At 57.6% G+C, this 12,160-nt stretch carries 12 protein-coding genes; 4 read left to right on the forward strand and 8 right to left on the reverse strand.

Annotated elements, in window-relative coordinates; all coding sequences use genetic code 11:
* Nucleotides 1–64 precede the first annotated feature (64 nt).
* The gene (cysB, locus tag RRF55_RS17650) at nt 65–1,039 is read right to left on the reverse strand and encodes an HTH-type transcriptional regulator CysB (RefSeq protein WP_002901772.1); all 975 of its coding nucleotides are present in this window, start codon (nt 1,037–1,039) and stop codon (nt 65–67) included.
* Nucleotides 1,040–1,384: 345 nt separating this feature from the next.
* On the reverse strand, nt 1,385–3,982 hold the full coding sequence (gene topA, locus RRF55_RS17655; RefSeq protein ID WP_002901763.1) for a type I DNA topoisomerase: 2,598 nt from the start codon (nt 3,980–3,982) through the stop codon (nt 1,385–1,387).
* 406 nt (nt 3,983–4,388) lie between these two features.
* Here topA and RRF55_RS17660 point away from each other — a divergent pair, with 406 nt between their 5' ends.
* Nucleotides 4,389–4,640: a YciN family protein gene (locus RRF55_RS17660; protein WP_002901761.1), complete on the forward strand. Its 252-nt coding sequence runs from the start codon at nt 4,389–4,391 to the stop codon at nt 4,638–4,640.
* A 47-nt stretch (nt 4,641–4,687) separates the two neighbouring features.
* On the opposite strand, the gene sohB is transcribed toward RRF55_RS17660, so the two are convergent.
* Nucleotides 4,688–5,734, reverse strand: a complete 1,047-nt coding sequence (sohB, locus tag RRF55_RS17665) for a protease SohB (RefSeq protein ID WP_002901758.1) — start codon at nt 5,732–5,734, stop codon at nt 4,688–4,690.
* A 44-nt stretch (nt 5,735–5,778) separates the two neighbouring features.
* Nucleotides 5,779–5,994 (reverse strand): hypothetical protein, encoded by a 216-nt coding sequence (locus RRF55_RS17670; protein WP_004148112.1) that lies wholly within the window; start codon nt 5,992–5,994, stop codon nt 5,779–5,781.
* On the opposite strand from RRF55_RS17670, the gene RRF55_RS17675 reads away from it, so the two are divergent.
* Together RRF55_RS17675 and cobO are read left to right on the forward strand one after the other, a co-directional pair.
* On the forward strand, nt 5,989–6,750 hold the full coding sequence (locus RRF55_RS17675) for a YciK family oxidoreductase (protein WP_004196459.1): 762 nt from the start codon (nt 5,989–5,991) through the stop codon (nt 6,748–6,750). The genes RRF55_RS17670 and RRF55_RS17675 overlap by 6 nt on opposite strands.
* Complete coding sequence (gene cobO / locus RRF55_RS17680) at nt 6,747–7,337, forward strand: cob(I)yrinic acid a,c-diamide adenosyltransferase (protein ID WP_002901749.1); 591 nt, start codon at nt 6,747–6,749, stop codon at nt 7,335–7,337. The genes RRF55_RS17675 and cobO overlap by 4 nt, the downstream gene beginning before the upstream one ends.
* 60 nt (nt 7,338–7,397) lie before the next feature.
* Here cobO and rluB read toward each other — a convergent pair whose 3' ends face one another.
* Entirely contained in the window at nt 7,398–8,300 is a 903-nt protein-coding gene (rluB, locus tag RRF55_RS17685; RefSeq protein ID WP_002901746.1) for a 23S rRNA pseudouridine(2605) synthase RluB, read from the reverse strand.
* A 280-nt stretch (nt 8,301–8,580) separates the two neighbouring features.
* On the reverse strand, nt 8,581–9,477 hold the full coding sequence (gene gcvA, locus RRF55_RS17690; protein ID WP_004176482.1) for a transcriptional regulator GcvA: 897 nt from the start codon (nt 9,475–9,477) through the stop codon (nt 8,581–8,583).
* 111 nt (nt 9,478–9,588) lie between these two features.
* On the opposite strand from gcvA, the gene RRF55_RS17695 reads away from it, so the two are divergent.
* On the forward strand, nt 9,589–10,497 hold the full coding sequence (locus RRF55_RS17695; protein WP_004210746.1) for a DMT family transporter: 909 nt from the start codon (nt 9,589–9,591) through the stop codon (nt 10,495–10,497).
* Between the two features lie 21 nt (nt 10,498–10,518).
* On the opposite strand, the gene RRF55_RS17700 is transcribed toward RRF55_RS17695, so the two are convergent.
* Both RRF55_RS17700 and rnm read right to left on the reverse strand, forming a co-directional pair.
* Entirely contained in the window at nt 10,519–11,139 is a 621-nt protein-coding gene (locus tag RRF55_RS17700; protein ID WP_002901738.1) for an L-threonylcarbamoyladenylate synthase, read from the reverse strand.
* 16 nt (nt 11,140–11,155) lie between these two features.
* On the reverse strand, nt 11,156–12,019 hold the full coding sequence (rnm, locus tag RRF55_RS17705; protein WP_002901735.1) for an RNase RNM: 864 nt from the start codon (nt 12,017–12,019) through the stop codon (nt 11,156–11,158).
* Between the last annotated feature and the right edge of the window lie 141 nt (nt 12,020–12,160).

Consider the following 12,160-nt stretch of genomic DNA (forward strand, 5'->3'; position numbering starts at 1 on the left):
GTTAAATACAGTCCATCATAGTTAATGGCACTCCTCGCAGGGAGTGCCATTATTATTTTCAGGGTTATTTTTCCGGAAGTTTTATATCTTTGAACATCGCTTCAATATCTTCATTCGAGCGTAAAGCCACCGCGGTATCTACCACGTCCCTGGTCAAATGGGGAGCAAAACGTTGAATAAAATCATACATGTAGCTTCGTAAGAAGGTGCTACGGCGGAAACCTATCTTAGTGGTGCTGTGGCTGAAAATACCGTTCGCATCCAGCTTCACCAGATCCGGGTCAGAGACCGGATCCACCGCCATGCTGGCGATTACCCCTACCCCCAGCCCCAGGCGAACATAGGTTTTGATGACGTCGGCATCGGTGGCGGTAAAAACAATGCGCGGCGTCAGGCCCGCACGGTTAAACGCGGTATCCAGTTCGGAGCGGCCGGTAAAACCAAAGGTATAGGTTACCAATGGATACTGGGCCAGTTCCTCTATGGACACCGAGCCCTTGGTGGCCAGAGGATGCTCGGGGGTCACTACAATCGACCGGTTCCAGTGATAGCATGGCAGCATCACCAGATCGTCATACAGATGCAGCGCCTCGGTGGCGATGGCGAAATCGGCATTGCCTTTCGACACAGCCTCCGCAATCTGAGTCGGCGAGCCCTGATGCATATGCAGCGACACCCGCGGGTAGCGTTCAATAAACCCCTTGATCACTCCCGGTAACGCATAGCGCGCCTGGGTATGGGTGGTGGCGACGTAAAGAGACCCTTTGTCAGGCCAGGTATGCTCTCCGGCGACAGATTTGATGGCATCGACTTTCGACAGCACTTCGCGGGCGATGCGGATGATCTCCTGCCCGGCCGGCGTCACCTGGGTTAAGTGTTTACCGCTGCGGGCAAAGATCTGAATGCCCAGCTCATCCTCCAGCATGCGGACCTGCTTACTGATACCCGGCTGGGAGGTATAGAGCCCTTCGGCGGTGGATGAAACATTCAGGTTATGGTTAACCACCTCAACGATGTAGCGAAGCTGTTGTAGTTTCATGGCTGATATCCGTTTGCGCGTAAAATGAAGCCGCTTAATACACTTTACGTTCAGGCAACTTGTCGCCGATGAAGGCCCTGGGCTCCCGGCAGTTGGCCATAGTGGCGCCGCAATGCATCCTGAAAGCGATGATGTATAAGACGTTTTAATAATAAAAAAGGCATTAACTATAACCACTATATCATTTATATCAACACTGTATAGACGCTAACGAAAAATAATATAGGTGGTTATAAGGGGAGGAAATTAACACAAAGAGGGGAAGACGACACGGCAGAGAAATGCACTCTCTCTGCCGGTCGCCTGAGCAGGAAAAGCGCGCTTTTCCTGCCCGAACGAACGCCATTACTTTTTGGCTTCCGTCCACTTACCGTCGATAAAGAAAGCTGACCAGCCGGTCGCTTTGCCCTCTTTTTCAGACGCCACGTACTGCTGCTTGGTTTTACGGCTAAAGCGTACCAGCGTTTTATTGCCTTCCGGATCCTGCTGCGGCGCATCGGCGAGATAACGCAGTTTTTCCGGCAGACGATCGCGGAAGCGGTACAGCTCCTCCACCAGCGGCGCACGCGTTTCCCGTGATTTCGGGAAGGTGTTGGCCGCCAGGAAGACGCCCGCCGCCCCGTCGCGCAGCACAAAGTAGGCGTCAGACTTCTCACACGGCAGCTCCGGCAGCGGCACCGGATCTTCCTTCGGCGGAGCCACTTCGCCATTGCGCAGGATCTTACGCGTGTTCTTACACTCGTCGTTGGTACAGGCCATGTACTTACCGAAACGCCCCATTTTCAGGTGCATTTCAGAACCGCACTTCTCGCACTCCACCACCGGGCCGTCATAGCCCTTGATGCGGAATTCGCCCTCTTCAATCTCGTAGCCGTCGCAGGTCGGGTTATTACCACAGACGTGCAGCTTACGCTTAGGATCGATAAGGTAGCTGTCCATCGCCGTCCCACACTTCTGGCAGCGACGTTTGGCGCGCAGCGCGTTGGTTTCCGCGTCATCGCCTTCCAGCACGTTGAGGACTTCGTTCTCCGGCACCAGGTTGATGGTGGTTTTGCACCGCTCTTTCGGCGGCAAGGCATAGCCCGAACAGCCGAGGAAAACGCCGGTGCTGGCGGTACGGATCCCCATTTTACGGCCGCAGGTCGGGCAGTCGATGCTGGTGAGCACCATCGGGTTCGGCTGCATGCCGCCCTCTTCCGGATCTTTCTCTGCCGTCGCCAGCTGGGTGGTAAAATCGCCGAAGAAGTGGTTCAGCACCTCTTTCCACTCGGCCTGGTGGTTCGCAACCTGGTCGAGGCGATCCTCCATCTGCGCGGTAAAATCGTAGTTCATCAGATCGCGGAAGTTTTCTTCCAGCCGGTCGGTAACGATCTCGCCCATTTTTTCGGCGTAAAAACGACGGTTTTCCACCCGCACGTAGCCGCGATCCTGAATGGTCGAAATGATTGACGCGTAGGTCGACGGACGGCCAATCCCGCGTTTTTCCAGCTCTTTCACCAGCGAGGCCTCGCTGAAACGCGCCGGCGGCTTGGTAAAGTGCTGCGCAGGCGTCAGCTCCACCAGGCTCAGGCGGTCGCCCTGTTTGACCAGCGGCAGCGTCCGGTCTTCATCGCCCTTGCGCAGCGCCGGCATGACTTTTGTCCAGCCGTCGAAACGTAAAGTGCGACCGCGCGCTTTCAGTTTGAAATCACCCGCAGCCACGGTCAGCGTGGTGGAGTCGTACTGCGCCGGCGTCATCTGACAGGCGACAAACTGGCGCCAGATCAGCTGATAAAGCTTCTGCGCATCCGCTTCCATATCTTTCAGCGTTTCCGCCAGCACGTTCACATCAGACGGACGAATCGCTTCGTGCGCTTCCTGCGAGTTTTCTTTGCTGGCGTACTGGTTCGCGCTATCCGGCAGATATTTTTTGCCAAACTTGTCGCTGATGTAGCCGCGAACCATGTTCAGCGCGTCCTGACTCAGGTTGGTGGAGTCGGTACGCATATAGGTGATGTGCCCTGCCTCATAGAGTCGCTGAGCCATCATCATGGTCTTTTTCACGCCGAAGCCCAGACGGGTGCTGGCCGCCTGCTGCAGGGTGGAGGTGATGAACGGCGCGCCCGGCTTGCTGCTGGTCGGCTTATCTTCACGCTCCAGTACGCTGTAGCTGGCTTTTTCCAGCAGCGATACCGCCGCCATGGTCTCATCGCGGCTGACCGGACGGAACGGCTTATCATCCTTATGGGTCACCTGCAGCGGCAGGGCGTCACCGCCCGGCGTGGTGGTGCTGGCGTCGACTTCCCAGTACTCTTCCGGGACGAACGCTTTAATTTCACGTTCACGCTCCACCACCAGGCGGACCGCGACGGACTGCACGCGCCCGGCAGAAAGACCACGGGCGATTTTTTTCCACAGCAGCGGCGAAACCATATAGCCCACCACGCGGTCCATAAAACGACGCGCCTGCTGGGCGTTAACCCGATCGATATTCAGTTCGCCCGGCTTTTCAAAGGCCTGACGAATAGCGTTTTTGGTGATCTCATTGAACACCACGCGGCTGTAACGCTGTTCATCGCCGCCGATGACTTCCCGCAGGTGCCAGGCAATGGCTTCCCCTTCGCGGTCAAGGTCGGTTGCGAGATAGATGTGGTCAGCTTTTTCCGCCAACTGTTTGAGTTCTGAAACTACCTTTTCTTTACCCGGAAGTACTTCATAGTGCGCATTCCAGTCATGCCATGGGTCCACGCCCATACGGTTAACCAGAGCACTACGTTCGTCCTTTTTAGGCTTTTTAGCCCCTTTGGTGGCGGTAGAGTCGGCGCTCTTTTTGGAAGCTGATCCACTGGTCGGCAAATCGCGGATATGACCGACGCTGGATTTCACCACGTAGTCATTACCCAGATACTTATTGATCGTTTTGGCTTTTGCCGGGGACTCAACGATAACGAGAGCTTTACCCATATTCACCTTTACCTAATTTGATTCATCCAGGAATACATCGCACATTCATACACCCTCCACTGGCGACTGCCTCATATGTTGCGGCACCGTCGGTGAATATCAACCCTGAACACCCGTTTCATCTCCGTAAAACCAGGCGCTTGAGTTTGCTGACTTTTTCTCGTCAGGTGACATAGCACGAAGAATTTTTGGCCGAATGTCAAGCAAATCTGTTGCCAGATCGCCGAAAGCGTCACACTGTACCTGATAAAATTCGTTACGCAACTTTATTAGCATGCAAAAGCAAATCCCGCCAGTAAACGGCTGTTTCTCCACTGGTTACCATTACCCCTGATTTATGCATGGAAAATTTGCCCCACGCCGCCGCGCGGCGTAAACTACGCGCGGAGAAAAAGAGGAGTCCGTTATGCAAGGTACAACCCAACCAATCGATCGCCAGACGCTGCTCGAAAAAGCCAACAAACTTATTCGCGAACATGAGGATACGTTAGCCGGTATCGAAGCCACCGACGTCGTTCAGCGCAACAATGTCCTGGTGTTTAGCGGTGAGTTTTACCTTGATGAGCAGGGACTACCGACGCCGAAGAGTACAGCGGTATTTAACATGTTTAAGTATCTTGCTCACGAGCTGTCGGACAAGTACCACCTGGTCGATTAAGACCGGTGAAAACAATAACGCGAGGCCCAGGCCTCGCGTTATGTTATTTACATCAGCGGTTTCTGACCGCGCTGCCACCAGCGCAGCAGAAGCCGATCGGCGCTCTCCGCCGCGCTACCGGTGAAGCGGTCGAGCATCTTCTTACGCTGTTGATAACGCACCCCGATCACCTCGTGGCTCTCCATCAGCCCCAGCAGCAGCTCATCGCTGGTTTCAACCGCATCCACCAGACCTTTTTCCAGCGCCTGCACCCCGTACCAGTGTTCGCCGGTAGCTACCTGCTCAATATCAAGTCCCGGACGCATCCGGTGGACGAAATCCTTGAACAAATGATGTGTCTCATTAAGATCCTCGCGGAACTTGCGCCGCCCTTCCTCGGTATTTTCGCCCAGCATGGTGAGCGTTCGTTTGTACTGCCCGGCGGTGTGCAGTTCGATATCGATATCTTTATTCTTCAGGAAGCGGTGCAGGTTCGGGATCTGCGCCACCACGCCAATAGAGCCAAGGATCGCAAACGGCGCCGAGACAATTTTGTTCGCCACGCAGGCCATCATATAGCCGCCGCTGGCCGCCACTTTGTCGACCGCCACCGTCAGCGGGATCTGCTTGTCGCGCAAGCGCTGCAGCTGAGAGGCGGCCAGACCGTAGCCGTGCACCACCCCGCCGGGGCTTTCCAGGCGAATCACCACCTGATCGCGCGCTTTCGCCGCCGCCAGTACCGCGGTGATCTCTTCCCGCAGGCTATTGACCTCATGGGCATCCATACTGCCTTTGAAATCCAGCACCCAGGCGCGCGGCTTGCCTTCCGGCTCGGCATTACCCAGCTTCGCCCGCGCTTTGGCCGCCTTCGCCTCTTGTTTTTGCTTTTTCTTCTGCGCCTTATGCCACTGCTTCTGCTGCGGGCCGTCCAGCAGCGCCACCGCCAGCGATTCCTTCATCTCTTTATAATGCTCGCTAAGATTGGTCACCCGCAGCTCGCCGCGCTGCTTCTTGCGCTGAGCGAGGTTGACGATAATAGCGGCAATCACCGCGATGGCGACGACAACCGTCGCGATCTTGGCTAAAAATAAGCCGTACTGAGCAAGTAATTCCACGTTTTCACCTTGTGTAAAGCACTGACGTTGCTGCACAGTGTACCTCAGCCGCTGGCGAGAAGTCTTTGTGCTTTGTGTTCTCTGCGCAGCGGATTCCGTTTTTTTTCGCGCGGCTGAAATCGTTGCAAGATATTAATTTTGTGAATACTTTCCGCTTCGCCGATTGCAATGGCGGGCGCTTTCAGGCATAACAGCGCAAAAGTGAGATACCAAAGATGAAGCGCGATCGGGAACCGATCGCCCAAGGAGTTGCCGTGCATTATCAACCACAACGTCACTTGCTGAAAGATCGCATCATCCTTGTCACCGGGGCCAGCGACGGGATTGGTCGTGAAGCGGCCCTGACCTACGCGCGCTATAGCGCCAGCGTTATCCTGCTGGGTCGCAACGACGACAAACTGCGCACCGTCGCCCAGGAGATTGAGCGTGAGGGTGGTATTCCCCCTCGCTGGTTTACCCTCGACCTGCTCACCTGTACGCCCCAGGCGTGCCAGCAGCTGGCGCAGCAGATCAGCATGCACTATCCCCGCCTTGACGGCGTGCTGCATAACGCCGGCCTGCTCGGCGACATCTGCCCAATGGAAGAGCAGAAGCCGGAGGTCTGGCAGCAGGTGATGCAGGTGAACGTTAATGGCACCTTTATGCTGACCCAGGCGCTTCTTCCTTTATTACTCCGTTCGGAATCGGGCTCGCTGGTCTTCACCTCATCCAGCGTCGGTCGTCAGGGCCGCGCCAACTGGGGCGCCTATGCCGTTTCCAAATTCGCCACCGAAGGGATGATGCAGGTGCTGGCCGACGAGTATCAAAGCCGCCACCTGCGGGTAAACTGTATCAACCCCGGCGGCACTCGCACCGGAATGCGCGCCAGCGCGTTCCCGACGGAAGATCCGCTGAAACTGAAAACCCCCGCTGACATTATGCCCGTCTATCTGTGGCTGATGGGTGACGACAGTCGTCGCAAGACGGGAATGACCTTCGACGCCCAACCGGGACGTAAACCAGGAATTGCCCAATGAGTGATGAACGCTACCGCGAACGCCAGCAGCGGCTGAAAGATAAAGTTGACGCCCGGGTGGCGGCGGCCCAGGACGAGCGCGGCATTGTGATGGTCTTTACCGGCAACGGCAAAGGCAAAACCACCGCCGCCTTTGGCACCGCGACCCGCGCCGTCGGCCATGGCAAAAAAGTCGGCGTGATCCAGTTTATCAAGGGGACCTGGCCTAACGGCGAGCGTAATCTGCTGGAGCCTCACGGCGTCGAATTTCAGGTGATGGCCACCGGCTTCACCTGGAACACCCAGGATCGCGACAGCGACACCGCCGCCTGCCTGGCGGTCTGGGAGCATGCCCGCCGTATGCTCGCTGACGACCAGCTCGATCTGGTGCTGCTGGACGAGCTGACCTACATGGTGGCGTATGATTACCTGCCGCTGGAGTCGGTGCTGAGCGCCCTGCGTGAGCGACCTGCCCATCAGTCGGTGATCATCACCGGCCGCGGCTGTCATCGCGATATTATTGAACTGGCCGATACCGTCAGCGAACTGCGTCCGGTCAAGCATGCATTTGATGCCGGGATTAAAGCGCAGATGGGGATAGACTACTGAGGGCCTGATAGCGCGGAAGGAAGTACGCGTTCCGGCGGCAAGTCACCGGAACGCATAACATTAACCGTTAGTCTTATTGCGAGTACTGGAACGACGGTTGCTGTTGTTACCCTGGCGCGGATTAGCGCTGGTCTGGCTGTGACGCTTCACCGCCCGACGGATCTGATTGGCTTTCAACCGCCGACGGTCTTTCTCGACGGCAACCTTAGAGCTGGTTTCCGGCGTGAGCTCCACCAGCTCGCGCAGGTAGTTGGTCTGCGCCAGGTCCAGCTCGGTATAGCCGCCGCGCGGCAGGCCTTTCGGCAGCAGAATATCGCCGTAGCGCACGCGGATCAGACGGCTGACCTGCACGCCGACCGCTTCCCACAGGCGACGCACTTCGCGGTTACGCCCTTCGGTCAGGGTAACGTTATACCACTGGTTAATCCCTTCGCCGCCGGTGAATTTGATGGTTTTAAACGCTGCCGGACCATCTTCTAACTGTACGCCGCGCGACAGCTGGCGCAGCTTATCATCATCCACCTGGCCGAAAACGCGAACGGCGTACTCACGCTCGACTTCACGGCTCGGGTGCATCAGGCGGTTGGCCAGTTCGCCATCGGTGGTGAACAGCAGCAGGCCGCAGGTATTCACGTCCAGACGACCAACGGCAATCCAGCGCGCGCCGCGCAGTTTAGGCAGACGATCAAACACCGTCGGGCGTCCTTCCGGATCGTTACGGGTGCAAAGCTCGCCTTCCGGCTTATAGTAAGCCAGCACGCGGCAGATCTGCTCGGCAGACTCTTTCACCGAGATCAGATGACCATCGATACGAATTTTTAAACCAGGGACAATTTCCACACGATCGCCGAGGGTGGCGATTTTGCCGTCGACGCTGACGCGGCCAGCTTCGATTTTCGCTTCAATTTCACGGCGGGAGCCGTGGCCGGCGCGGGCCAGCACTTTTTGCAGTTTCTCGCTCATTGAGCTTCCTTAAGGTGTCGCCTTCCCAGGCGTCTGGTATGCTTTATGAAACAATGAGGCCAAAAGCACAACTCATTGTTACGTATATACTTTTAACGTAAAGTCTCGTCGGCGCGTTCAGGATATCCACCGCGAGCCCGTATTCGTGGCCGAACATACTACACTAACTTCGTCGGGAAAGCTTCTGTTCGCCGCGCCCCGTCTTTAGTATGGAACAGATTTTCCTCATTCTCCTGTGCCCATTCACGCACACGGATCTTTATCGGACAGCGCCCCCTCACTACGCGCGCTCCTCAGCAACGGCCGGGCGCTGGCCAAGCAGCCAGTCGCGAAAACAGCGGTTGGCAGGCGCCAGCAGCGCGGTCTCGTGGTAAACCAGATGATAGGCCAGCGGACAGGCGATGGGCTGCGCCAGAGGATTAACCAGCCGCCCCTGCGTCAGCGCAGGCGCTATGAATGAGCGTCGCAGCAACGCCATCCCCATACCGGCGAACGCCGCCTCCGTCACGCCGTTGGAATCAGTGAACACCGGCCCACGCCGCGCGAAGTGCGGCGCCAGCCCGACGGCCTCACACCACAGCGCCCAGTCTTCACGATGTTCATCGTGCAGCAGCGGATACTGCAGTAGATCGCTCGCATCGGTGAGCGTCCGGCGCGGAGCAATCAGTTGCGGGCTACAGACCGGCATCAGATCGTCATCCAGCAGGCGGTAAGCCTGCAGTTCCGGCCAGCCACCGACACCATGACGCACGGCAAAATCGATCCCTTCACTCAGCAAATCCACTCGCCGGTTGGTGGTGCCGATCTGGATCTCTATCTGCGGATAGCGTCGTTCAAAATCAGCCAGCCGCGGCAGCAGCCACTGAATGGCGAAGCCGCTGGTACAGCTGATAGCTACCTTTTCTGGTCCCGGGGGCACCTGCAGGCGCTGGGTGGCGGCGGCTATCTGATGAAACGCCGGCTGAACGGCCCGCAGGTAGATCTCTCCCACCGCCGTTAACTGTAACCGTCGCGGAGTACGGATAAATAGCGGGACATTCAGCGTCTCCTCAAGGCGGGCAATCTGCTGGCTGACGGCGCTGGGCGTGACGCAAAGCTCACTGGCGGCCAGCTTCAGGCTGAGCAGCCGCGCCGCCGCCTCAAAGCAGCGCAACGCATTCAGCGGCGGGAGTTTCATGGGTGTGGAACCTCAGTTAAGAAAAACTTAATCATGTAAGCATAACGCGTTTGTCGCACGCTGCACGTGGGTTCTACAGTTGACTTCCTTCGTGACTACAAGGAGTCAATCATGCGTGTTATCGACTATGGCCGCCTGCTGCTGCTCGCCGCCCTCTGGGGCGCCAGCTTTTTGTTTATGCGCATCACCACCCCGGCCTTCGGGGCGTTGAACAGCGCTTTTCTTCGCGTACTGTTCGCCGCTATCGCGCTCGGGCTGTTACTCGGCGTGCAGGGTAAATGGAGCGGGTATCAGGGAAAATTCACATCCACTCTGCAGTTGGGGGTCATTAATTCAGGCCTTCCTTTTCTCATGTACTGCCTTGCCGCGCAATGGCTGCCGGCAGGGTACTCCGCCACGCTTAACGCCACGGCGCCGATGATGGGGGTGCTGATCGGCGCGTTATGCTTTGCAGAACCGTTAACCCTGCGCAAAGGCGGCGGCGCGATACTGGGCGCCATTGGCGTGGCGGTGATCGCGCGCCCGACGTCTGGCCTTAGCGCCGCCCTGCTGCTGCCGGGGATTGGCGCCTGCCTGACCGCGACCGCCTGTTACGGTCTGGCCGGCTTTCTGACCCGCCGCTGGATCCAGCAGCGAGGCGGCCTCGAGGCTGAACGCGTCGCGCTGGGTAGCCAGGTCGGCGCCACGCTGTTTCTGTTTCCTTTCTTTCTCTGGTCCTGCTGGCATGGGCCTGCCGTAGACTGGCGGCAGAGTCTGCCGTGGATAGCGATAGTCATGCTGGGCGTGGTCTGCACGGCGGCAGGGTATATTCTCTACTTCCGCTTGATTGCAGATATAGGGCCGCTGCGTTCGCTGTCGGTGACCTTTTTGATCCCACCTTTTGCGGCGCTGTGGGGCTATCTCTGCCTCGGAGAGACAGTGGAGAAAGGATTGATTCTCGGCGCGCTGCTGGTTTGTGTAGCGCTATGGATGATTATCGTGCCGTCGGGGCGAAAACGCGGGGTACCGGACGGCGCATGATGCACCGCCCGGCAGATAGCCTTAGAGAAACGGCCTCACGTCGCCGACGCCTTCGCGCAGCACCACCGGGGTGTCTTCAGTGAGATCGATAACCGTGGTCGGCTGCTGCCCAAGGAAACCGCCGTGAATGATGAGGTCCACCACTTTCTCCAGACGATCTTTGATCTCTTCCGGGTCGGATTCGGTAAAGTCGCTGCCGGGCAGCATCAGCGACGTGGAGAGCATCGGCTCGCCTAAGGTCTCGAGCAACGCCTGAGCGATGGGGTTAGACGGGACGCGCATGCCGATGGTTTTACGCTTCTCTTGCAACAGCCGACGCGGCACCTCTTTGGTCCCCTTAAGGATAAAGGTATAGTTGCCCGGCGTGTTGTTTTTCATCAGGCGAAACGCCACATTATCCACAAAAGCGTAGGTTGACAGCTCGGACAGATCGCGGCACATCAGGGTAAAGTTGTGGCCGTCCGGCAGCTGACGAATGCGGCAGATCCGCTCCATCGCCCCCTTGTCTTCAATTTTGCAGCCCAGCGCGTAGCCGGAGTCGGTAGGATAAACGATCACCCCGCCCTTACGCACAATCTCCACCGCCTGGTTAATCAACCGCGCCTGCGGGTTATCCGGATGGATATAAAAAAACTGGCTCATACTTCCCTCTCAATTTTTATTCGGCGGCCGCTTCCCAACTGTGCCAGACGCCTTCCACGCCGGCAGGAAGCCAGAGCTTACGGCCAAGTTCGATCCACGCGCAGGGCTGATGAAAATCGGATCCCTGCGACGCCAGAAGACCAAACTGCACGGCCAGGGTGGCCAGCTGGGCGCGTTCATGGGGCGCCTGCTGACACTGGGCCACTTCCATGGCATCACCGCCCTGCTCGCTAAAGTGGGCCAACAGCCGCTTCAACCACTTGGCGGAGAGATCGTAGCGCCCGGGATGGGCAATCACCGCCTTGCCGCCAGAATGATGAATCACATCAATCGCTTGTTTTATTGTACACCACTGCGGCGGCACGTAACCGGTTTTCCCGCGGGCAAGGTATTTTTTGAAGACTTCCGCCATGTTTTTCGCATGGCCGGCCTCCACCAGAAAACGGGCAAAATGGCCGCGGGTGACGGCGCCACCGTCCGCCAGTCGCAGCGCCCCTTCCCAGGCGCCGGGGATCCGCGCCTTCTCCAGGCGCTCGGCAATCATCTGACCGCGCTGCTGGCGCCGCGCTTTCTGCTCCTCCAGCAGGGCGGTCATCGTTGGGTGCGCAATATCAATATTCAGACCCACAATATGAATCTCGTGATTCTCCCAGAGGGTGGAAATCTCGACGCCGTTCACCAGGGTCAAGGGTAATCCGGCGCGGGCGATCTCCTCCCGGGCCGCCGGGATCGCCGCCACGCTGTCATGGTCGGTGATCGCCAGGGTGCCGACGCGCATCTCATGGGCGCGATGGACCAGTTCCTGCGGAGTCAGCCGCCCGTCAGAGGCGGTGGTATGGCTGTGCAGATCGTAAATCACTGCGTATTGGCTGTCGCTCAAAAGGACTCCTGCTGGACATCAACGTAAATAAGCGCATTATCATACCGACAGGCAGAGAAAATCTGCAAACAAGGGTTGACTTTATTCCATTGAACTAGTTAACTAGTACGCAAGTTCACATGAAGGGGTATCACGATGAAA

This window comes from Klebsiella sp. K47 (assembly GCF_051858335.1).
In the GTDB taxonomy this organism is placed as follows: Bacteria; Pseudomonadota; Gammaproteobacteria; order Enterobacterales; family Enterobacteriaceae; genus Klebsiella; species Klebsiella pneumoniae.

Bases quoted from the DNA above. Each gene is read 5' to 3' on its own strand.
- cysB (WP_002901772.1), bottom strand. From the start codon at position 1,039: ATGAAACTACAACAGCTTCGCTACATCGTTGAGGTGGTTAACCATAAC.
- topA (WP_002901763.1), bottom strand. From the start codon at position 3,982: ATGGGTAAAGCTCTCGTTATCGTTGAGTCCCCGGCAAAAGCCAAAACG.
- RRF55_RS17660 (WP_002901761.1), top strand. From the start codon at position 4,389: ATGCAAGGTACAACCCAACCAATCGATCGCCAGACGCTGCTCGAAAAA.
- RRF55_RS17670 (WP_004148112.1), bottom strand. From the start codon at position 5,994: ATGCACGGCAACTCCTTGGGCGATCGGTTCCCGATCGCGCTTCATCTT.
- cobO (WP_002901749.1), top strand. From the start codon at position 6,747: ATGAGTGATGAACGCTACCGCGAACGCCAGCAGCGGCTGAAAGATAAA.
- rluB (WP_002901746.1), bottom strand. From the start codon at position 8,300: ATGAGCGAGAAACTGCAAAAAGTGCTGGCCCGCGCCGGCCACGGCTCC.
- gcvA (WP_004176482.1), bottom strand. From the start codon at position 9,477: ATGAAACTCCCGCCGCTGAATGCGTTGCGCTGCTTTGAGGCGGCGGCG.
- RRF55_RS17695 (WP_004210746.1), top strand. From the start codon at position 9,589: ATGCGTGTTATCGACTATGGCCGCCTGCTGCTGCTCGCCGCCCTCTGG.
- RRF55_RS17700 (WP_002901738.1), bottom strand. From the start codon at position 11,139: ATGAGCCAGTTTTTTTATATCCATCCGGATAACCCGCAGGCGCGGTTG.